20 protein-coding genes are annotated in these 21,487 nt (G+C 66.6%); 11 read left to right on the forward strand and 9 right to left on the reverse strand.

Annotated features, from left to right (window positions below; all coding sequences use genetic code 11):
• Window positions 1-12: 12 nt before the first annotated feature.
• From AC6RIC_RS10455 to uraH, 3 genes are all read right to left on the reverse strand, one after another.
• Window positions 13-171 (reverse strand): hypothetical protein, encoded by a 159-nt coding sequence (locus tag AC6RIC_RS10455; RefSeq protein ID WP_454656279.1) that lies wholly within the window; start codon window positions 169-171, stop codon window positions 13-15.
• Window positions 172-241: 70 nt separating this feature from the next.
• On the reverse strand, window positions 242-1,666 hold the full coding sequence (puuE, locus tag AC6RIC_RS10460; RefSeq protein WP_499736117.1) for an allantoinase PuuE: 1,425 nt from the start codon (window positions 1,664-1,666) through the stop codon (window positions 242-244).
• A gap of 6 nt (window positions 1,667-1,672) precedes the next feature.
• Window positions 1,673-2,026: a hydroxyisourate hydrolase gene (gene uraH / locus AC6RIC_RS10465; RefSeq protein ID WP_499736118.1), complete on the reverse strand. Its 354-nt coding sequence runs from the start codon at window positions 2,024-2,026 to the stop codon at window positions 1,673-1,675.
• Between the two features lie 221 nt (window positions 2,027-2,247).
• Here uraH and AC6RIC_RS10470 point away from each other — a divergent pair, with 221 nt between their 5' ends.
• Together AC6RIC_RS10470 and AC6RIC_RS10475 are read left to right on the forward strand one after the other, a co-directional pair.
• Window positions 2,248-3,486, forward strand: a complete 1,239-nt coding sequence (locus AC6RIC_RS10470) for a urate hydroxylase PuuD (RefSeq protein ID WP_499736119.1) — start codon at window positions 2,248-2,250, stop codon at window positions 3,484-3,486.
• A 356-nt stretch (window positions 3,487-3,842) separates the two neighbouring features.
• A complete protein-coding gene (locus tag AC6RIC_RS10475; protein ID WP_499736120.1) occupies window positions 3,843-6,338 on the forward strand; it encodes a hypothetical protein in 2,496 nt (831 codons plus the stop codon).
• A gap of 246 nt (window positions 6,339-6,584) precedes the next feature.
• Here AC6RIC_RS10475 and AC6RIC_RS10480 read toward each other — a convergent pair whose 3' ends face one another.
• On the reverse strand, window positions 6,585-7,646 hold the full coding sequence (locus AC6RIC_RS10480; protein ID WP_499736121.1) for an NAD(P)/FAD-dependent oxidoreductase: 1,062 nt from the start codon (window positions 7,644-7,646) through the stop codon (window positions 6,585-6,587).
• A gap of 159 nt (window positions 7,647-7,805) precedes the next feature.
• Entirely contained in the window at window positions 7,806-8,234 is a 429-nt protein-coding gene (locus AC6RIC_RS10485; RefSeq protein WP_454656285.1) for a GlcG/HbpS family heme-binding protein, read from the reverse strand.
• A gap of 179 nt (window positions 8,235-8,413) precedes the next feature.
• On the opposite strand from AC6RIC_RS10485, the gene lysM reads away from it, so the two are divergent.
• The 7 genes from lysM to AC6RIC_RS10520 all read left to right on the forward strand — a co-directional run bounded on the left by lysM (window position 8,414) and on the right by AC6RIC_RS10520 (window position 15,051).
• Window positions 8,414-8,854, forward strand: a complete 441-nt coding sequence (gene lysM, locus AC6RIC_RS10490) for a peptidoglycan-binding protein LysM (protein ID WP_499736122.1) — start codon at window positions 8,414-8,416, stop codon at window positions 8,852-8,854.
• 147 nt (window positions 8,855-9,001) lie between these two features.
• Complete coding sequence (locus tag AC6RIC_RS10495; RefSeq protein WP_488847827.1) at window positions 9,002-9,319, forward strand: rhodanese-like domain-containing protein; 318 nt, start codon at window positions 9,002-9,004, stop codon at window positions 9,317-9,319.
• Window positions 9,320-9,373: 54 nt separating this feature from the next.
• A complete protein-coding gene (locus AC6RIC_RS10500; protein ID WP_499736123.1) occupies window positions 9,374-10,333 on the forward strand; it encodes a DUF3829 domain-containing protein in 960 nt (319 codons plus the stop codon).
• A gap of 101 nt (window positions 10,334-10,434) precedes the next feature.
• Window positions 10,435-12,744: a xanthine dehydrogenase family protein molybdopterin-binding subunit gene (locus AC6RIC_RS10505; RefSeq protein ID WP_454656289.1), complete on the forward strand. Its 2,310-nt coding sequence runs from the start codon at window positions 10,435-10,437 to the stop codon at window positions 12,742-12,744.
• Between the two features lie 131 nt (window positions 12,745-12,875).
• Window positions 12,876-13,307, forward strand: a complete 432-nt coding sequence (locus AC6RIC_RS10510; protein WP_499736124.1) for a c-type cytochrome — start codon at window positions 12,876-12,878, stop codon at window positions 13,305-13,307.
• A gap of 182 nt (window positions 13,308-13,489) precedes the next feature.
• Window positions 13,490-14,431 carry a c-type cytochrome gene (locus AC6RIC_RS10515; RefSeq protein ID WP_499736125.1) on the forward strand — a complete coding sequence of 314 codons (942 nt, stop codon included), beginning with the start codon at window positions 13,490-13,492 and terminating at the stop codon, window positions 14,429-14,431.
• A gap of 38 nt (window positions 14,432-14,469) precedes the next feature.
• A complete protein-coding gene (locus AC6RIC_RS10520) occupies window positions 14,470-15,051 on the forward strand; it encodes an HAD-IA family hydrolase (RefSeq protein ID WP_499736126.1) in 582 nt (193 codons plus the stop codon).
• A 17-nt stretch (window positions 15,052-15,068) separates the two neighbouring features.
• On the opposite strand, the gene AC6RIC_RS10525 is transcribed toward AC6RIC_RS10520, so the two are convergent.
• The 3 genes from AC6RIC_RS10525 to AC6RIC_RS10535 form a co-directional block, all read right to left on the reverse strand.
• A complete protein-coding gene (locus AC6RIC_RS10525) occupies window positions 15,069-15,689 on the reverse strand; it encodes a helix-turn-helix domain-containing protein (protein WP_454656293.1) in 621 nt (206 codons plus the stop codon).
• Between the two features lie 99 nt (window positions 15,690-15,788).
• A complete protein-coding gene (locus AC6RIC_RS10530) occupies window positions 15,789-16,712 on the reverse strand; it encodes a DMT family transporter (protein WP_499736127.1) in 924 nt (307 codons plus the stop codon).
• A 121-nt stretch (window positions 16,713-16,833) separates the two neighbouring features.
• Window positions 16,834-17,613 (reverse strand): SDR family oxidoreductase, encoded by a 780-nt coding sequence (locus AC6RIC_RS10535; protein WP_499736128.1) that lies wholly within the window; start codon window positions 17,611-17,613, stop codon window positions 16,834-16,836.
• A gap of 128 nt (window positions 17,614-17,741) precedes the next feature.
• On the opposite strand from AC6RIC_RS10535, the gene AC6RIC_RS10540 reads away from it, so the two are divergent.
• Window positions 17,742-18,572 carry a UDP-2,3-diacylglucosamine diphosphatase gene (locus AC6RIC_RS10540; RefSeq protein WP_499736129.1) on the forward strand — a complete coding sequence of 277 codons (831 nt, stop codon included), beginning with the start codon at window positions 17,742-17,744 and terminating at the stop codon, window positions 18,570-18,572.
• Window positions 18,572-19,684, forward strand: a complete 1,113-nt coding sequence (locus tag AC6RIC_RS10545) for a glycosyltransferase family 4 protein (RefSeq protein WP_499736130.1) — start codon at window positions 18,572-18,574, stop codon at window positions 19,682-19,684. The genes AC6RIC_RS10540 and AC6RIC_RS10545 overlap by 1 nt, the downstream gene beginning before the upstream one ends.
• Here AC6RIC_RS10545 and AC6RIC_RS10550 read toward each other — a convergent pair.
• A complete protein-coding gene (locus AC6RIC_RS10550; RefSeq protein WP_454656298.1) occupies window positions 19,620-21,413 on the reverse strand; it encodes a cation:proton antiporter domain-containing protein in 1,794 nt (597 codons plus the stop codon). The two genes, AC6RIC_RS10545 and AC6RIC_RS10550, sit on opposite strands and share 65 nt — an antisense overlap.
• Between the last annotated feature and the right edge of the window lie 74 nt (window positions 21,414-21,487).

Consider the following 21,487-nt stretch of genomic DNA (forward strand, 5'->3'; position numbering starts at 1 on the left):
TATTGCCGATCGTTAGTTGCGAGCGCGCTCGCCGAGTTCCTTGGCGCCCTCGACCGACGAGCTGGTGAGGCGAACGATGCTGTTCCAGGCGTCGCGCGTATAGGCGCCCTGATGGACGATCGCGTCGTAGCCGACGACCAGCACGATGATGATCAGAAGCAGGCGGAACACGAACGGAAACCCTCCTCGATAGCGACGCATCAACGCCGCGATCGCAGGAGGGTTCCGGTTTGCCGTGGGTTCAGCCCGCCGGCAGCAGTTCCTTCAGGCGGAACAGGGCGATCTTCTCGACCTCGGCCAGTGCCGTCGCGACTTCCTGTTCCGGCGTGTTCTTCAGTCGTCCATCGAAGGCGGCGAGGATCTGGGCCTTGGTCGCGCCCTTCACCGCCATGATGAAGGGGATGCCGAAGCGCGCTTTGTAAGCCTCGTTCAGCGCCGTGAAGCGGACGCGCTCATCGCTGGTGAGGCGGTCGAGCCCGGCGCCGGCCTGCTCCTGCGTCGATTCCGGCGTGAGCTCGCCCGCCGCCGCGAGCTTGCCGGCGAGGTCGGGATGGGCGCTGAGCAGGGATTTCTGCTGCTCCGGCGTACCCTTTCGCATGGCCGCGACCATCGCCGCGTGCAGGCTTTCCGCCGTGTCGTGGCTCGCGCCGATGCCGGCGTCGTGGGTGGCCTCAGCGATCCAGGGCGAATGCTCCCAGACGCGGCCGAAGACCTCGGTGAACAGGGCCTTCGGCAGCTTCGAGGGCACGTAGCCGCCGGCGGGTGGCTGCGTCCTGACCCAGTGGCGGGCGATGTCGAGCCGGGTCGCGACCCAGACCCTGTCATGGCTCTGGACATAGTCGAGGAAGCGGGCGAGCGCGGCGGCGCGGCCGGGGCGACCGACGAGGCGGCAATGCAGGCCGATCGACATCATCTTCGGCGCGGTCTCGCCCTCGGCATAGAGTGTGTCGAACGAGTCCTTGAGATAGGTGAAGAACTGCTCGCCGGTGTTGAAGCCCTGCGGCGTGGCGAAGCGCATGTCGTTGGCGTCGAGCGTGTAGGGCACGGCGAGCTGCGGCCCCTTCGGACTGCTGAGCCAGTAAGGCAGCTCGTCGGCATAGACGTCGGCGGTGTAGAGGAAGCCACCTTCCTCCATCGTCAGCGGAATCGTGTTCTCGGAGGTGCGGCCCTGATAGCAGCCGAGCGGGCGCTCGCCCGTGAGCTCGGTCTGGATGCGGATGGCTTCGAGGATGTCGGCGCGCTCGCGCTCCTTGGGCGTATCGCGATAGTCGATCCATTTCAGGCCGTGGGTCGCGATCTCCCAGCCGGCCTCCTGCATCGAGCCGACGATCTCGGGATAGCGGGCCAACGCCGAGGCCACGGCGAAGACCGTCACCGGCATGTTCCGCTCGGTGAACATCCGCCAGAGCCGCCAGTAGCCGGCGCGGGAGCCGTATTCGTAGATCGACTCCATGTTCATGTGGCGCTGGCCCGGCCAGGGCGCGGCGCCGACGATCTCGGAGAGGAAGGCCTCGGAGGCCGCATCGCCATGGAGGATGCAGTTCTCGCCGCCTTCTTCGTAATTGATCACGAACTGGACGGCGATGCGGGCCTCGCCCGGCCAATGCGGATGCGGGGCAGCGCGGCCATAGCCCTTCATGTCGCGCGGATAGGTGGTCTGGCTCATGATGGTCTAGCTGCCGCGATAGGTGGAGTAGCTCCAGGGCGAGGCTAGGAGCGGGACATGATAGCGCCCCTCCGGCTCGGCGATGCCGAAGCGGACAGGAACGAGATCGAGGAAGGCGGGCTCGGGCAGGGTGGTGCCGAGGCCCCGGAAATAGGCGCCGATCGCGAAGGTCAGCTCATAGGTGCCGGGCACGAGCGTTCCCGAGAGCAGGGCTGAATCGGTGCGGCCGTCGCTGTTGGTGACAGCTTCCGCCAGCCGCTCGCGCGCACCGTCGAGATTGAGCCGGTCGAGCGTCACCGCGATGCCGGCGCCGGGGCGGCCGTTCACCGTGTCGAGCACATGCGTCGAGAGATGTCCCATGCGTTCTCCTGAAGGCGCCGGTGTCGGGCCTGGCCGGTCTCCGGGGAGTGTACGGCGCCGTTCGCTGCGGTGAATATCGGCTTTTGCGATAAGATCATGTTCCCGGATGTCAATCGGCGAGAGTGTTGCGGCGATTTCGGCGACGACGAAAGCAGGCTACTTTATTGCAGCCGGAGGTTCCGACTCCCGGTTCACCTCCAGCTCTCCCGGAGCGCAGCGCCATGCTCGAAGCCTATCTGATGGAATGGGGCGGCATGATGCTGCGCTGGCTCCATGTCATCACGGCGATCGCCTGGATCGGCGCTTCCTTTTTCTTCATCCATCTCGACGCCTCGCTGAAGCCGGCCGAGGATATCCCGCCCGGCACCGGCGGGCGCGCCTGGCAGGTCCATGGCGGCGGCTTCTACGAGATGCGCAAATACATGGTGGCGCCGGGCGTGATGCCGGCCGAGCTGACCTGGCACAAATGGCAGAGCTACTGGACCTGGATCTCCGGCTTCTTCCTGCTGGTCTGGGTCTATTATGCCCAGTCCGAGCTCTACCTGATCGACCCGGCGGTGATGCAGCTTTCGCCCTTCGCGGCGGGCGCCATCGGCATCGCGGCGCTGGTGATCGGCTGGCTGATCTACGACCTGCTCTGCAAGTCGCCGCTCGGCAAGCATGACGTCCTGCTCGGGCTCGTCGGCTTCGGCTATGTCGTCGCGGCGAGCTGGGCCTTCGCCAACGTGTTTTCGGGACGCGGCGCGCTGATCCATACCGGCGCGCTGATGGCGACGATCATGACCGCCAACGTCTTCTTCAACATCATGCCGGGCCAGCGGAAGGTGATCGCGGCGCTTACCGCCGGCGAGAAGCCCGATCCGAAATACGGCAAGGCCGCCAAGCAGCGCTCGACGCATAACAACTACATCACCCTGCCGGTGCTGTTCCTGATGCTGTCGAACCACTATCCGGTGACCTATGCCAATTCGGCGGTCATCCCGCTCTTGGTGGCACTGGTGATCGTGGCTGGCGCGCTGATCCGACATTTCTTCAACATCCGGCACGCGAACCACGACAAGTCGCCGTGGTGGTGCTGGGCGGTGGCTATCCTCGCGCTCTGGCTCGCCTTCTGGGTGGCGATGTCATCGTCGCCCGGTGGGCGCGAGCAGCTCGGCCTCAAGGCGCGCGACGCGGGCAAGCCCGTGCTGCTGGCCGGGATGACGCTGCCGCCGACGGAGGTCTCGAACATCGTGACCGGCCGCTGTGCCATGTGCCATGCGCCGGAGCCGTCCTGGCCGGGCATCCAGATCGCGCCCAAGGGCGTGATGCTGCACGAGCCGGAGCAGATCGCGATGCATGCCCGCGCCATCCGCATGCAGGCGGTGATGACCCATGCGATGCCGCCGAACAACCTCTCCGGGATGACCCCGGCCGAGCGGAAGGCGCTGGCGGGGTGGCTGGCTGCGGCGGCGCGATAAATCCAACCGGCCGTCGTTCGATCTGCTCGGAAACGCGGGTCATCCCGGGCTTGACCCGGGATCCATGCCGGAGCGCTTCCGATGAAGGTTCAGGCATGGATCCCGGATCTCCGCTTCGCTGCGTCCGGGATGACCCGCGTTCTTCGCGACTGTGCGGTGAGCATCGATACACGCGACAACCCCGCCCTTCACACATCCCATTTCCGCCTTCTTCAGACTGTCATCAGCCTCGTTCACGGAGGCGTGATCACGTTCAGATTCGGTTCAGGTACGCGGCGCCATGGTTCAGCCACTGACAGGGCTGGAGACAGGATCCCAGAACGGGACCGTTCGTGCCGAGGACCGCGGGGGTCCAGTTGAGACGCGTTGATGCAAGGGGCGCCGGCTACCTGCTGGCGGCCATCGGTTTCGTCGTGGCATGGGGGATCCTGTGCTGGCCCTGGCTTTCGGGGGCGGTGACGATTCCGTTCGACGCCAAGGCGCATTTCCAGGCGCAGGTGCAGTTCCTCGCCAACGCGATCCATACCGGCCAGTCGCCCTTCTGGAACCACAATGTTTTCGCCGGCTCGCCGCAGATCGCCGACCCCCAATCGCTGATCTTCTCGCCCGCGATCCTGCTCGCGCTGATCTCGCCGGAGCCGAGCTTCCGCGAGGTCGACGCCTATGTTTTGGCGCATCTGTTGGCCGGCGGTCTCGCGCTCCTGATGTTCTTCCGCGATCGCGGCTGGCATCCGGCCGGCGGCCTGATGGCGGCTTTGGTCTTCGCCTTCGGCGCCTCGGCAGCCTGGCGCGTTCAGCATGTCGGGCAGATCGCGAGCTATGCCTTCTTCGCCATCGCCTTCTGGCTGACGGCGCGGATGCTGCAGCGCTCCTCGATCCTGTCTGGTGTCTTCGCCGGCCTTGCGGCCGGTATGATGGTGCTGGAGCCGGATCAGGTCGCGCTGCTCGCCGGCTATGTGCTGGTCGCCATGGTCGTGGCGCACTGGATTTCGGGCGGCTGGCCTGCCTTCAAGGCGAGCCTGCTGCCGATCACGGCCGCGAGCGTCGTCGGCCTCGCGGTCATCGCCATGCCATTGATCTGGACCTGGCTCTTCGCCGAGGCGACGACCCGGCCCGAGATCGATTTCGGCATCGCGGCACGCGGCTCGCTGCACCCGATGTCGCTGCTCTCCGCCTTCGTTGGCGACCTGTTCGGCGCCAAGGACCCGGCCGTCGAGTTCTGGGGGCCCTATGGCAACCCGCAGATGCTCCACCTGTCACAGAACATGGCACAGGTCTATTTCGGTGCGCTGCCGCTTTTGCTGCTGCTGGCCCCCGGCCTGACGCGCGGCTGGCTCTGGGACAAGTCGGTCCGCCCGCTGACGCTAATGCTCGCCTTCATGGTGCTGTTCGCGCTCGGCCGCTACACGCCGCTGTTCCACCTGACCTACGAGTATCTGCCGGGCGTGAAGCAGTTCCGCCGGCCTGCCGACGCGACCTTCCTGATCGGAGGTATCGCGTCGATCCTCTCGGGCTATGTGCTGCATCGCATCCTGACGGCCGAGGCGGGAACGTCGTTCCGGCGCGACATGTTGGTCGGGGCGGCGCTGGTCCTCGGTACGATCGTGCTCGCGCTTGGCGTGTCGCGCGGCTGGGGCCATCTCGCTGACGCCTGGAAGCCGGTTGCGATGGCGCTGGGCTGGTTCGCGCTCGCGGGCGGGGCATTCTTCATCCTGCAGCGCTGGCGCGGGGCGCTCGGCACCGCGGCTGCGGCTGTCCTGGTCACGGGCGTGGTCGCCGCCGATCTCGGCGTCAACAATGGCCCGAACGAATCCACCGCGCTCTCGCCGCAGATGTACGACGTGCTGGATGCCCGCACGAAGAACGACACCATCGCGCTGCTGAAGCAGTTGACCTCACAGCCCGATGGCTCGCCGCGGCGCGACCGGGTGGAGCTGCTCGGGATGGGCTTCGAGTGGCCCAATGCCGGCATGGTCCATGGCTTCGACCATACGTTGGGCTACAACCCGCTGCGGCTGGAGGATTTCTCCGAGGCCGTCGGTACCGGGGACGGTATCGCCAGGCCGGCCGATCGCAAGTTCACGCCGCTCTTCCCGTCTTATCGCTGCCGGCTCGCGAACCTGCTGGGCCTGCGCTACATCGCCTCGCCGGTTCCGATCGAGCAGGTCGACCGTGCGCTGGGCGAGAGCGATCTCACCCTGATGGCCCGGACGAAGCAGGGCTATGTCTACGAGAACCCGCGGGCGCTGCCGCGCGTGCAGTTCGTCGGCGGCTGGCAGTTCGCCGATTTCGAGAGCATGAAGCTGTCTGGTCGCTGGCCGGAGACCGACCCGACCCAGGCGGTGCTGCTCGATACCGAGCCGCCGGTGCCGACGCCGGAGGGGCCGGTCGCGACGCAGGCCGAGGTCAAGCTGACGCGCTATCTCAATGCCCAGGTCGAGATCGAGGTCACGACCCCGGTCGCGGGCTTCGTCGTGCTCAACGATATCTGGCATCCCTGGTGGAAGGCCGAAGTCGACGGCGTCGAGACCGAGATTCTGCGGGCCAATGTGCTGTTCCGCGCCGTGCAGGTACCGGCCGGCACGCATAAGGTGCGCTTCAGCTTCCAGCCGCTCTGGGGTGCGCTGGCCGAGCTCCGGGCGCGCATCGAGCCGCAGGAGCCGGACGACATGCTGCCGCCGGCGCCGCGCCATGACGAGCCGCAGATCGTCACCGCGCCGGGCGAGATGCCGAAGCTGGCCGGTCCCTCGGTGAGCGTGCGCAATTCGCTGGGTCTGGGCACCGCCCAGGGCCCGGCGGCGCGCAGCGGCACCGCCGCCGCGCATATCCCCGGCGACGCGATCGCGCATTGAAAAAGCCGCGGCGGGTGCCGCGGCTTTCATAATCCTCTAGCTTTGCAAACCCTGCTTTCAAGGAAGCGTGTCATCCCGTGCGCGCTGCGGCATGTGAATGCCGCTGCGCAGACACGGGATCGTTTCCCGGAAAAGCCTCCCTTGCGGAGGCCGTGAGGAGGGGAGCCTCAAGCGGCATGCGGTCCCGTGTCCGCGCAGCAGCGTTTCACGCTGCGGCGCGCACGGGATGACAGGCGGCGCCCCCGCTCAGGCGACGCCGAGCTTCTTCTGGAGGCTCGTCGAGGAGGTCGTGTACTGGAATGTCAGCCGCTTCTCCGGATAGACGTAGCGGTGGACCTTCTGGGCGCAGAGCGCGGCTTCGTGGAAGCCCGAGAGGATCAGCTTGAGCTTGCCCGGATAGGTGTTGATGTCGCCGACGGCGAAGATGCCGGGCACGCTGGTCTCGAACTTCTCGGTGTCGACCGGGACGAGGTTCTCGTTGAGGTTCAGGCCCCAGTCGGCGATCGGGCCGAGCTTCATCGTCAGGCCGAAGAAGGGCAGCAGCGTATCGCAGGCAACCTCGAAAGGCTCGTTGTCGGTGCCGCGGCAGACGACCGCCTCGAGCTTGCCGTTCTCGCCCTTGAGGCCGGTGACCTGGCCGAGCTTCATGTCCATCTTGCCGTCGGCGACGAGGGCGCGCATCTGCTCGACCGAATGCGGCGCGGCGCGGAAATCGTCGCGGCGGTGCATCAGGGTGACGCGGTTGGCGATGGGCTGGAGGTTCAGCGTCCAGTCGAGGGCGGAATCGCCGCCGCCGACGATCAGGATGTTGCGGCCGCGGAAGGCCTCCATCTTGCGCACGGCGTAGAAGACCGAGCCGGCCTCATAGGCTTCGATGCCGGGGATCGGCGGCTTCTTCGGCTGGAACGAACCGCCACCGGCCGCGATGATCACGGTCTTGGTGTCGAAGACGGTGCCGGCATCGGTGGTGACGCGGAAGCGCGGTGCCTCGGTCGTTCCCGTCGGCTCCACCGCCTCGATCATCTGGTTGAGATGGAAGGTCGGCCCGAACGGCTTGATCTGCTCCAGGAGATTGTCGACCAGCGCCTGGCCGGTGACCATCGGGAAGCCCGGAATGTCGTAGATCGGCTTCTCGGGATAGAGCTCGGCGCATTGCCCGCCGACCTTCGGCAGGATGTCGACGAGATGGGCCCGAATATCGAGCAGGCCGAGCTCGAAGACGGCGAAGAGGCCGCAGGGGCCAGCGCCGACGATGACAACATCGGTGGTGATGACTTCGTTTTCGTTGGCGGCAGCCGCTTCGCTCATGATTCTACCTTCGAGCCGGTCCAAACTGTCCGATTTAACGAACCCGCGCGGAGGACATGAGGCTTCGAAGGCCGGTTGGCAAGTGCAAAGTGCGAAATCGGCGCGGCGACGGGGGGGCAGGGGAAGAGCCTTCTCCTGCGCCCGGTCACCGTAGTGAAATCAGGCTCCGGTATCGGCCTTGAGCCCGGCTGCCGCGATGCCGGCGCAGGCCGCGGCCTCGTCATTGTCGGAGGTGTCGCCGGAGATGCCGACCGCGCCGAGCAGCGCGCCTTCGAGCGAGCGGATCAGCACGCCGCCGGGAACCGGCACCAGCGAACCGCCGACGGCATGGGTCGCCGCTTCGATGAAATAAGGCCGGTCCAGCGCCATCTTGTGGAGGGCACGCGAACCCATGCCCAGCGCGACGGCGCCATGCGCCTTGCCGAGCGCGATCTCGCCACGCTTCAGGCTGGTGCCGTCCTGCGCGGCGAAGGCCTTCTGCGCGCCGCGCGCGTCGAGCACGGCGATGGCGAGCGGCTTGAAGCCATTCGCTTCGGCATGGCCGAGCGCTGTCTGGAGGATGGTCTGGGCCTGAGCGAGAGTCAGCATGGGGAACTCCGGTTGCGTTAGCGACGTTCTTGCCAGCCGCGGGGCGCGTGGAAAAGGCCGTTCGGGCGCGCTTTCGTGCAATCGGTGCCAGCCGGCAAGCAAAACACCTTTTCCATGCCGACTTGCATAGGGCCGTCCGACAGGGCTTGATAGCGCCGCGACACGCGGAGGTTTACCCAATGGGTTTGTTCAGTTTCATCAAGGATGCCGGCGCCAAGATTTTCGGCGGCTCGGCCAAGGCGGCGACCGCCGACGATCTGCAGAAGGAACTTGCGGGACACGGCCTGCCTTCCGACGTCAATATCCAGATCGACGGCGACAAGGTGAAGGTTTCCGGCAAGGCCGTTTCGACGGAAGAGGCCGAGAAGATCATTCTCGCGCTCGGCAACACCACCGGCGTGGCCCAGGTCGAATCCGACCTCGCCGTGACCAAGGAGGCCGCGGCCGCGGTGTTCTACACGGTGAAGAAGGGCGACACGCTCTGGAAGATTGCCGAGGAGCATTACGGCAAGGGCCAGGGCGCCAAGTACACCGATATCGTCAAGGCCAACACGCCGCCGGTCAAGAATCCCGACCTGATCCAGCCGGGCTGGGTGCTGCGCATTCCGCCGAAGGCCTGAGGCCTTTCCGCGACAGGGCAGCCGCGCGCCTCGTGCTCGCGGCTGCTTTTCGTTTCTGGCATCTAGAGGACGCGGCCGAACGGTGGCGCTTGCTCGATTGCCGCCCTATCTGAACGGCTCGCCTGACCGAGCTGGAGTGGCCTGCCCATGATCGTGAACGACCTCGACATCGACGCCGTGAAGGCGGGGCTGGACGATGGCTCCATCCTGCTGGTCGATGTGCGCGAGCCGCATGAATTCGCCGCCGGACATATTCCGGGCTCGGTATCGCGTCCGCTCTCGCAATTCGATCCCGCCGACCTGCCGAACGAGCCGGGCAAGCGCATCGTGCTGTCCTGCGCGGCGGGCGTGCGCTCGCGACGCGCGCTGGAATTCGCGCAATCGGCCGGGCTCGACATCGACAGCCACTATGCCGGCGGCTTCAAGGACTGGCTGATGCATGGCGAGCCGGTGACGCAGGATTGAGGCGTGAGGCCCGATCCGCGCCCTGCGCCGCCTGCAAGACTAAGGATAAAGACCATGCTGACCCGAGCTTTTTTCTACGGCGCCGCCTGCGCGGCCGCGTTGCTTCTGGCCGCTCCGGGGGCCGGCTGGGCACAGGGTACGGCGACGATGCCTGCCGGCAGCGCCAGCAAGGCGGTCGATGACGACCTTCAGGCCGCGATCACCAAGTCGAACGCCTATACGGGGCTGATGAACCGCACGCTGCGCGCGATCCAGTCCTGGGAGCGCTATGGCAGCTGGGTCGACATGAAGAAGGGCCCGACCGGCAAGGAGCGCTACATCACCTATGGGCTCTACAGCCTCTATGATGTGGCCAGCGAGACCAACAGGGCCGAGGAGGCGATGGCGCGCGAGCCGAAGCTGCCGGCCATCGACGAGACCATGGGCCGCTACATCAAGGCCTATCAGGAGCTGGCGCCGCTGATCACCAAGGCCGAGCGCTATTACGACCGCAAGGATTATCGCGACGACAACCTCGCGGAGGGCCAGAAGCTGCATGCGCTGATGGTGCCGGCCGCGAAGACCTTCCTCGAGGAACGGTCCAAGCTCGATGCGCTGATGCGCGTCTACAAGCGTGGGCTCGACCAGCGCGAGCTTGCCTCGGTCGAGCAGCGCGAGGGCAAGTCGGCCCGCTGGCAGGTGCGCAACATCATGATCAATGCGCGCGCCGTGATGGACCTGATGCCGAGCAACGAGAGCCCGATCGTCGATCTCAAGTCCTTCAACGCCGCGGTCGCCGACTATGCCGCCGCGGTCCGCGAGATGGATGCGTTCAAGGACAAGGAGCCCAAGGGCGTGCCTTTCATCGAGAGCCAGGCCAGCTCCTGGCTCGGCAAGCTGCGCGATTTCAGCGACAAGCTGGCCAAGAGCAAGGGCGATGTCCGGCGCGGCGCGGCGAACGAAGCCAACTGGATCGTCAACAACTACAACACCATGGTCTCGCTCTCGGAGACGGCCATCCGCATGTCGCGTTGAGATCGATGCGTGCCGCGCATTCCCGGCGCGTGATGCGCCGGGGCTGACGTGGCGCGTTTTATGCTCCAGTCTTTCATTAGACCTAACTGAGGATATGCCTCATGCGTCCCATGAAATTCGGTTTCGGCCAGCCGGTGCGGCGGGTCGAGGATCAGCGCCTGACCACCGGCACCGGCCGTTATACGGACGACATTGCCGCTGACGGCGCCCTGCACGCCTTCGTGCTGCGCTCCCCTTACGCCCATGCCCGCTTCGCCGTCGCGGATGTCGAGACCGCCCGCAAGATGAAGGGCGTCAAGCTCATCCTGACCGGCGCCGACGTCTCCCAGTACGGCGATCTGCCTTGCAAGGGGCATGTGAAGACGACTTCCGGCGAGATGTCGAAATCGCTGCCGGTTCCGGTGCTGCCGACCGACACGGTCCGCCATGTCGGCGAGGCCGTCGCCTTCATCGTCGCGGAGACGCTGGCGCAGGCGCGCGACGCCGCGGAAGCCATCGCGATCGACTGGGATCCGCTGCCGGCCGTTACCGGTATCGCCGAAGCACTGGAGGGCGACGCGCCGCAGGTCTGGCCCGATCGCAAGGGCAATGTCGCCTTCGAGGCGGAGCAGGGCGATCGCGTGAGGACCGAGAAGGCCTTCGCCAAGGCGGCGCGGACCGTTTCGCTCACGGTCGTCAACAACCGGCTCGCCTCGAACTACATGGAGACGCGGGCCTGCATCGCCGAATATGACAAGGCCGACAAGCGCTGGACCCTGACGCTGGGCAGCCAGGGCAGCCATGGCATGCGTGACCTGATCGCGACCTATGTGCTCAAGGTCGATCCCAAGCGCATCCGCGTGGTGACGCCGGATGTCGGCGGCGGCTTCGGCACCAAGATCTTCCTCTATCGCGAATATCCGCTGGCGATGATCGCGGCGGAAAAGCTGAAGCGGCCGGTGCGCTGGGTCGCCGATCGCAACGAGCATTTCCTCGCCGACACCCATGGCCGCGCCAATCTCGCGACGGCGACGATGGCGCTCGATGCCAAGGGCAAGTTCATCGGCCTCAAGGTCGATCTCTCGGCCGAGATGGGCGCCTATCTCTCGCAATACGGGCCCTTCATCCCCTGGGTCGGCACGACGATGACGCCGGGCTGCTACAATATCCCGGCCGTGCATGTTGTCTTCAGGGGTGTGCTGACCCACACCACCCCGGTCGATGCCTATCGCGGAGCCGGCCGTCCCGAGGCGGCCTATCTGATCGAGCGGCTGGTCGACGCCATCGCGCGCGAGACCGGCAAGACGCCCGACGCGGTGCGCGCGCAGAACTTCGTCAAGCCGTCGGAGATGCCGCACAAGACGCAGACCGGGCCGGTCTACGATTCCGGCGAGTTCGAAGGCCATATGCGCCACGCCATGGAGGTCGCCGATTGGAAGGGCTTCAAGGCCCGCCAGAAGGCCTCGGCGAAGGCCGGCAAGATCCGCGGCATCGGCCTGGCCAGCTATATCGAGGCCTGCGGCGGCGGCGGGCCGGAAAGCTCGACCGTGATCCTGGAGAAGGACGGCACGGTGACCGTGCTGATCGGCACGCAATCGAACGGGCAGGGGCACGAGACGGCCTATTCGCAGCTCGTCTCGCAGCATCTCGATATCCCGATGGATCGCATCCGCGTCGTGCAGGGCGATACCGACCGGGTCGAGACCGGCTCGGGTACGGGCGGCTCGCGCTCGATCCCCGTGGGTGGCGCGGCACTCGACAAGGCGACGGGCATCCTCACCGACAACCTCAAGCAGCTCGCCTCGGAGAAGCTCGAGGCGGCGGTGGGCGATCTCGAGATCGCCGATGGCGCGGTGCGCATCGTCGGCACCGACAAGGCGCTCGACCTCGCCGCGATCGCGGCCCTGCCGGGCGCGACGCCCGCCATGCTCAAGGTCCACCAGAGCTGGCAGCCGCCGGAGGCGACCTACCCGAACGGGACCCATGTCTGCGAGCTGGAGATCGACCCCGGCACCGGCGGCACGGAAATCCTCAACTATGTCGTGGTCGACGATTTCGGCGTGACGCTGAACCCGCTGATGCTGCAGGGCCAGGTGCATGGCGGCTCGGCCCAGGGCATCGGCCAGGCGCTGATGGAAGAGATCCGCTTCGATCCGGACGGGCAGATGCTGACTGCGACCTTCATGGATTATGCGCTACCGCGCGCCGTCGACATCCCGAACTTCCATTTCGAGACACGCAATGTCCGCTGCCTGACCAACGCCATCGGCGTGAAGGGCGCGGGCGAGGCCGGCGCGATCGGCGCCTGCCCGGCGGTGATGAACGCGGTGGTCGATGCGCTCGACCGGGCCGCCGGCATCAAGGCGATGGACATGCCGGCGACGCCGCTCAAGGTCTTCACGGCGCTGAAGGAGGCCGGGTATCGGCTTTGATGCAAGAATGAGCTTGCGGTTCCGCAAGCTCATTCACGCAAAAGCGACTTGGCTGTCGCGCGATCATCGTCTGATCTAGACAAGTTCAAAACAGCGCCTGATGGCGCGGACTTGTCTTTGAGGGAAACTGAATGATCCGCACTGCTCTCGTTCTCGCCAGCCTTGGGCTCGGCCTCACTGCCGTGACGGCGCAGTCGAACCCGATCGCGGAACGCAAGGATGCGATGAAGGCGGTCGGCGCGGCGACGCGCGATGGTGCTGCCATGGCCAAGGGCGAGGCCGCCTTCGATGCGGCCAAGGCGCAGGCGATCTTCAAGACCTATGCCGATGCGGCCAAGAAGGTGCCGACCCTGTTCCCGGATTCCTCCAAGACCGGCGGCGAGACCACGGCCGCCTCGAAGATCTGGGAGGATCAGGCCGGGTTCAAGGCTGCCTTCGCCAAGTTCGAGACCGATGCCGCCGCCGGTGCGACCGTCGCGAATCTCGACGGTTTCCGCTCCGCCTTCGGCGGGGCGACGAAGAATTGCGGCACCTGCCACGAGGTCTATCGCATCAAGAAGTGATCGGCTTCGCGGTTGATCAGGGAAGCGGGCGCCAGCGATGGCTGCCCGCTTTTTCGTGGCGGAGGGAGCCTTGGCCGATCAGCGGCGTTGGAAATGGGCCAGTTTGGAATTGCTGCGTTTTCAGGGTTGCCGATGATGCGCCGGCCCGTCCAATCTGTCCGATGTACTGACGGGAGACCTCGATGCTGTTGCTGCGCCGCCTTTTCGTGACTCTCGTTCTTCTGGCGGTGGTGGGTTTCGCGGGCTTCTATGTCCTGACCGATCCGCGCGTGGTTTCGCCCTCGCCGGAAGTTGGCGCGTTGCCGGCAGCGGATATCGAGAACGGCAAGGTGTTGTTTGCGGCGGGCGGCTGTGCCTCCTGCCATGCGACGCCCGGGCAGGACGACAAGCTCCGGCTCGGTGGCGGGCTCGCGCTGGAATCGCCCTTCGGCACCTTCCATGCGCCGAACATCTCGCCGCATACACGCGACGGCATCGGCAATTGGGGCGTGCAGGATTTCGTCGATGCGATGGCGGCCGGCGTCTCGCCCTCCGGGCAGCATCTCTATCCGTCCTTCCCCTACACCTCCTATCGCCTGATGCCGCCGAAGGCGCTGGCTGACCTTTTCGCCTATATCCGCACGCTGCCGCCGGCCGAGGGCAAGGCGGCTGCGCATGATCTGCGCTTCCCCTTCAACATCCGCCGGGTCGTCGGAGGCTGGAAGCTCCTGTTCTTCGAAGGTGCGTCCTTCCGCCCCGATCCGGGCAAGAGCGAGGCCTGGAATCGTGGCGCCTATTTGGTCAACGGCCCCGGCCATTGCGCGGAATGCCATTCCAACCGCAACGCGCTCGGCGCCGTCATCGCGGCGACCCGCTTCGCCGGCGGGCCGGACCCGGAGGGTAAGGGCTGGGTGCCGAACATCACCCAGTCCGAGAAGGGGCTGGCCAAGTGGTCGAAGGACGAGATCGCCGAGCTCTTGAAGACCGGTTTCACGCCGAGCTTCGACAGTGTCGGCGGTTCGATGGCCGCGGTGGTGCGCAACACCGCGCAACTGCCCGAGGCCGACCGGATGGCGATGGCGGAATACCTCAAGTCGCTGCCGGCGGTGGAAGGACCGATGCGACCGCAGGCGAAGGCGCCCTGAAGCACCGGGCCGAGGGTCGGATGCGATTCAAAGCTCTGATGGTCGACGTCGATGGCGTCGTGATCGTGCATCCAGATCCGCAGGGATGGTCGGCGCATCTCGAACGCGATCTCGGCCTGCCGCCGGCGCTGTTGCAGTCGGCGTTCTTCGCGCCGCACTGGCCGGACATCATCCTGGGACGGGCCAGCCTGCGCGAACGGCTCGAACCGGTTCTGGCTGAGATCGCGCCGGGCCTCGGCGTCGACAGGCTGATCGCGTACTGGTTCGAGAACGACGCGCATCTAGACCTGGGCCTGCTGGCGCAGCTCGCGCCGATCCGGGCCCGTGGCGTGAAGCTGCATCTCGCCACGGTGCAGGAGCATGAGCGCGCCCACCACATCTGGAACGAGCTCGGGCTCAAGCAGCATTTCGACACCATGCATTATGCGGCCGAAATCGGCTGGGCCAAGCCCGCAGCGCAATTCTTCAGCGCGGCCGCGGCTCGATCCGGATTTGCGCCGCGTGAGATCTTTTTCATCGACGACAAGCAGGCGAATGTCGATGCGGCGCGCGCGGAGGGGTTGAGTGCGGCAGTTTGGGACGGCACCAGGCCGCTGGCTGTCTTGATGGCTGAGGGTTGAGCAGACGGTGCTTCCGCCTATTCCATCACCGCCGCCTTGAGGATGCAGACCATCAGCGCGGTTCCCGGCTCGTTGCCGACGCAGCGGACGACATGGCGGCGGTCGCAGCGATAACGCAGCGTCTCGCCCGCTTTGGCGCGCTGGACGATGTCGCCGACCTCGACCTCGAATTCGCCTGAGGTCACCGAGAGCGATTCGATCGAGCCGCGCTGGTGGCCCTCGGAATCGAGCTCGCCGCCCGGCTCGGCGCTGACCTCGTACCATTGCAGCCATTCGACGGTCTTGATCCAGCCGACGATGGCGAGGCGCAGCTTGCCGTCCTCGGAGACGAGGATCGGGGTGTCGGCGCGGGTGGTCTTGTCGATGAAGGGCTCTTCCTCGGCGCTGGAGAGCACGCGCTCGATCGAGATGTCGAGCGCCTGCGACAGCCGCCAGATCGTCGCCAGCGTCGGATTGGTCTCGTTGCGCTCGATCTGGCTGATGATCGACTTGGCGACGCCGGATTGCTCTGCGAGGTCCGAGAGCGAGAAATTATAGGCCTTGCGCAGGCGCTGGATGGTCTTGCCGAGCTGGCCGGAGATGACCTGAGCCCCGGATTCAAGCTCCCGCCCGCCGCGCTCCTTGGTCTCGATTCCCATCCGTCCGGCCCCTTTTCGACTGTGACGTCGTTTGTAACGGCGGACGATCGTTTGAACAAGCGAACTGTGCCGGACGCGGGGCCGGCGGTTCGCTCATCCTCAGGTCATGCGGCTGGGGCCGACCTCGCGCTGCTCGCGGCGGGCGAGGCCGAGTTGGCGCTCGCGCAGGATCACGTAGATGCCCGACACGATGACGATGGTCGCGCCGATCAGGATCGCCAGAGCCGGCCATTCGCCGAACCAGAACCAGCCGATGGCGACGGCCCAGAGCATGGTCGAGTACTCGAAAGGCGCGATAAGCGAGGCGTCTCCATAGCGGTAGGCCTGCACGATCAGGATCTGGCCGAGCCCGCCGAGGATGCCGATGAGCACCATCATCGCCGCATCCTGGAGATTGGGCATGTTCCAGCCGAGCAGGATGGTCGAGAGCCCGAGCAGGCTGGTCAGCAGCATGAAATAGAACACGATCGCGCCGGTGCGCTCGGTCGCGGTCAGGAGACGCACCTCGACCGAGGCGAAGGCCGAGCAGAAGGCGCCGGCGAGCCCGAGCATGGCGCCGAGCGCGGCATTACCGCCAACCGGATGGGCGCCTGCGCCCAGATGCGGCGAGAGCATGATGAGCACGCCGACGAAGCCGATCGTCACCGCGCTCCAGCGATAGATGCGCACCTTTTCCTTGAGGACGAGCGCGGCCAGAACCACTACGGCGAGCGGCGCGGCATAGCCGATCGCGACAGCCTCCGAGAGCGGCAGGAACTGCAAGGCCGCGAAGCCGCAGAACATCCCGGTCGAGCCCATGATGCCGCGCTTGAGATGGCCGCGCAGATTGCTGGTCTTCAGGGCGTGAGGCAGCTCGGAGCGCCAGGCGAGCCAGATGAGCAGCGGGATCATCGCGAAGAAGGAGCGGACGAAGACGATCTCGCCGGTCGGATAGCGCGTCGAGATCGACTTGATGCCAGCCGACATCAGCGTGAAGGCCAGCGCGGAGACCAGCTTGAGGGTGATGCCGAGAAGAGGGGACAAAGCGCGCGGCCGAAACAGGGGAACGGTTTTGAGCGAAACCGTTCCTGCTTAGACCATGTCCAGGCCGGGAAGCGAAGCGTGAACTCTGCAACCCGGCTAGGCCAATGGCGTGGGAGCGGCGTCAGAACGTGCCGCGGAAAGAACCGCCGTCGATCAGGAAGTTCTGGCCGGTGATGTACCCGGCATGGGCGCTGGCGACGAAGGCGCAGAGCTTGCCGAACTCGTCGGGCCGGCCCAGGCGACCGGCGGGCACCGCGGCGAGCCGGCGCTTCACGGCCTCGTCCATGCTGATGCCCTGCATCTCGGCGGCCTTGGTGGTCGCGGTCTTGATCCGATCGGTGTCGAAGACGCCGGGCAGGATGTTGTTGATGGTGACGTTGGCATGCGCGACCTCGCGAGCGACGCCGGAGAGGAAGGCGGTGAGGCCGGCGCGGGCGGCAGAGGAGACGTCGAGCCCGGTCAGCGGGGTCACGACGCTGGCCGAGGTGATGTTGATGATCCGGCCGAAGCCGCGCTCGACCATGCCATCGATGACGCGCTGCACCAGCTCCAGCGGGGTCGCCATGTTCTGGACGACGCCTTCGAGCAGGCCTTCCCGCGTGACCTGGCGGAAGGGCTTGGGCGGCGGGCCGCCATTGTTGTTGACGAGGATGTCGGGGTTCGGCGCAGCCGCCAGCAGCGCGTCCTGGCCGGCCTTGGTCGAGACGTCGGCGACCACGGCGATGATGGTGGCGCCGGTTGCTGCCCGGATCGCCGCGGCGGTCGCTTCCAGCGTCTTGGCGTCGCGACCGTTGATGACGACGGTGCAGCCGGCCTGCGCCAGCGCTTCGGCGCAGCCGCGGCCCAGCCCCTTGCTGGAGGCGCAGACGATGGCCGTGCGGCCGGCAATTCCAAGATCCATGATGGTCTCCGATCAGCAGGGAGGTATTCGAGGTCTCTACCCTGAACACGGATTGGCCGCGCCGTCATCAAAGCGCAACGCAAATCAGACACACGGCCCTCGCATCGCAGCAGCAGGGGCTTTCCGGCATGAGCGACGAGGACAACAGCAAGCGGGTCCGCAGCATCTTCATCTCGGATCTGCATCTGGGCACCCGCGGGGCGCAGGCCGATCTCGTGCTGGAGTTCCTGCGCGCCTATGATGCGCCACAGATCTATCTCGTCGGCGACATCATCGATGGCTGGCGCCTGAAGAGCGGCTGGTACTTTCCGCAGGCGCATAACGACGTGATCCAGAAGCTGCTGCGCAAGGTGCGCAAGGGCTCGAAGCTGATCTACGTCACCGGCAACCACGACGATTTCCTGCGCGACTTCACCGGCCTACAGTTTGGCGGCATCACGCTGGTCGACGAGATCGTCCACGAGACCGCCGACGGCAAGCGCATGCTCGTCATCCATGGCGACCTGTTCGACCTCGTCGTGCGCAATGCCAAATGGCTCGCGCTGCTCGGGGACTGGGCCTACACGGTCGCGCTGGGGCTCAACATGGCGATCAACCGGGTGCGGCGCGTCCTGCACCTGCCGCACTGGTCGCTCTCGGCCTGGGCCAAGGCCAAGGTCAAGAACGCCGTGAACTATATCGGCGAGTTCGAGACTTGCCTCGCCGCCGAGGCGCGCCGCCACAAGGCCGATGGCGTGATCTGCGGCCATATCCACCATGCCGCCCATCGCGAGATCGAGGGGCTCACCTATATCAACACCGGCGACTGGGTCGAAAGCTGTACCGCCTTCGTCGAGCACGAGGACGGCCGTTTCGAGCTGATCCGCTGGCCGCAGGGCCGGGCGAAGACGACGCCGGCCGTGCCGGTTGCGGTGTCGGCGCGACCGGCTCCGGTCCGGGACCTGATCGAGGCCGCGTGATGCGCGTTCTGGTCGCGACCGATGCCTGGCGCCCGCAGGTCAACGGCGTCGTGCGCTCGCTGGAGCAGATGATCGCGGCGGCTCCGGGATTTGGGATCACGGCACAGGCGTTGACGCCGGAGGGCTTCCATCAGGTCGGCCTGCCGAGCTATCCCGATATCCGCCTCGCCCTGGCGACGCGCCGGGCGCTGGCTGCGCGCATCGCCGATTTCGCGCCGGACCATATCCATATCGCGACCGAAGGGCCGATCGGCTGGCTGACGCGGGCGGTCTGCCTCGCCCAGAAGCGGCCGTTCACGACGAGCTACCATACGCGCTTTCCGCAATATATCGCGGCACGCTGGCCCATCCCCGAGAGCTGGAGCTACGGGCTGCTGCGCCGTTTCCACGGCCCGGCCGCGGCCGTGATGGTCTCGACGGCGACGGTGGAGGAGGAATTGCGCCAGCATGGCTTCGAGAAGCTGGTGCGCTGGGGGCGGGGCGTCGATCTCGGCCTGTTCCACCCGCGCCCGCAGAGCCTGCTCGACCTGCCGCGGCCGATCTTCCTCTATGTCGGGCGTGTCGCGGTCGAGAAGAATGTCGAGGCCTTCCTGTCGCTCAAGCTGCCGGGCAGCAAGGTGGTGGTCGGCGACGGGCCGGCGCGGGGCGATCTCGAACGCGCTTTTCCCGAAGCGCGCTTCCTCGGCCTGAAGGAGGGCGAGGAGCTGGCGGGTATCTATGCCTCCTCCGACGTCTTCGTCTTTCCGAGCCTGACCGACACGTTCGGCATCGTTCTACTGGAGGCGGCGGCGAGCGGGCTGCCGGTCGCCGCCTTTCCGGTGCAGGGGCCGCGCGATGTCTTTGCCGGCAGCGGCGCGGCGGTGCTGGACGAGGATCTGCGCAGTGCCGCGATGAAGGCGCTCAGGGTGCCGCGCGAAGCCTGCCTGGATCTGGCCGCGCGCCATAGCTGGGCCGCAAGCGCCGCGCAGTTCTATGGCCATATCCGGCGCGTGGCGCGCGAGGCCGGCTATCTGCCGCGCGAGCCGGAGGCCGCGACCACTACGGCGCTCACAGCCTTCGCGAGCGGGCGTGGCGGGGAAGGGCGCGGGCAGCCGCGGCACCTGACGGCTTGAGCTGGGCGCGGAAGCCGTCGCGCCGCTCATGCACGGAGGCGATGACGAGGCCCATCGGCACGCCGAGCCCGACCAGAGCCGCTTCCGACAATTGTAGGCTGGCCTCGATCGTCTCCGGCACCGCGTCGTTCACGCCGATCTCGTAGAGATGGCGGGCATGGGTGGCGTCGCGGGCGCGGGCGACGATCACGATGTCGGGCTTCAGCGAGCGCGCGGCGAGGACGATGGCGTCGACGGCGCGAGGATTGTCGATCGTCACGATCAGGGCGGTCGCTTCCTCCAGGCCGCAGAGGCGCAGGAATTCGGGCTTGGTCGCGTCGCCGTAATAGGCGGGGCGCCCGGCACGCCGCTGCGCGGTGATCAGCGAGGCATCCGCGTCGATGACAATATGGGACTTGCCGTGCTCGTCCAGCATCGAGCCGACGAGGCGTCCGACGCGGCCGCCGCCGACCACGATAGCGCGGGGCGTGTGATCGTCCGGTGGCAAGATGGCGGCTTCGTCGGGCAATATGACGGGTGCGGCCAGCTTCTGCGCGAGATTGCGGGCGATGCGGGCCAGCAGCGGCAGTGCGACCATGGTGAGCGAGACAGCGGCCAGCACGATGCTGGTCGCGCCGGGGTCGATCAACTCGGCGCCGGTCGCGGCATTGAGCAGCACGAAGGCGAACTCGCCGCCCGGTGCGACCAGTATCGCCGTTTCGAGCGCCGTCGCCGTGGCGAGCCGGAAGCGGCGCGCGAGCACGAAGATGATGGTGCCCTTGACCAGGACGAGGCCGATGGCGCCGCCAAGGATCGCGAAGGGATGAGCCGCGATATCGGCCGGGTTCACGCCCATGCCGACGGTGAGGAAGAAGACGCCGATCAGCAGCGACTTGAACGGGTCGATCGTGACCTCGATCGCGCGGCGGAATTCGGTCTCGGCCAGCAGCAGCCCGGCGATGAAGGCCCCCAACCCCATCGACAGACCAGCGGCTGCGGCAATGAGGCCGGTGCCGAGTGCGACCAGCAGCGTCGCCGCCATGAAGCTCTCGGTCGAATCGGTCGAGGCGACCAGACGGAAGAGCGGGCGTAGCGCCAATCGGCCGATGACGACGATCGTCGCGATTGCCGCAAAGGCCTGGATGAAGGCCTGCGCGAGACCGGCGAGCAGCGAGCCCGAGCCGTTCTGGGCATCGAGCACGTTGATCAGGAACAGCAACGGGATGACGGCGAGGTCCTGGCAGAGCAGGATCGCGAAGCTGGAGCGGCCGGCCGAGGTCGTCATCCGCTTCTTCGCCGCCAGCAGTTCGACGACCATCGCGGTCGAGGACAACGCAAGGCCGAAACCGATGATGAGGGCCGCCGCCGCCGGTTGGCCGAGCGCATAGGCGGCAAGCCCGATCACGGCGGCGCAGAGCCCGACCTGGCCGAGGCCGAGCCCGAAGACGAGGCGCTTCATCGTCATCAGGCGCTCGAAGGAGAGTTCCAGCCCGATGACGAAGAGCAGGAAGGCGACGCCGAGCTCGGCCGGGCCGGCGAGTGCCTCGGCATTAGAGACAGTGATCGTGCTCAGCAGCGGAACCGTCGAGACCAGGCCACCGAGGCCGAACGGGCCGAGCAGGGCGCCACAGGCGATGAAGGCGATGATCGAGTTGACCTTCAGGCTCTTTGCCAGCGGCACGACCACGCCGGCCGTCGCGAGCACGACGACGGCGTCCTTGTAGACGGAAGGGTCGACTGTTCCGGCCAAAGGGCTGACCTTGCGATTCGAGGGATTGCGGGATGCGCCGGCAATTCTTGCGGTTTGCGGCGGCGCAGCACAAC

This window comes from Allobosea sp. TBD101 (assembly GCF_059817965.1).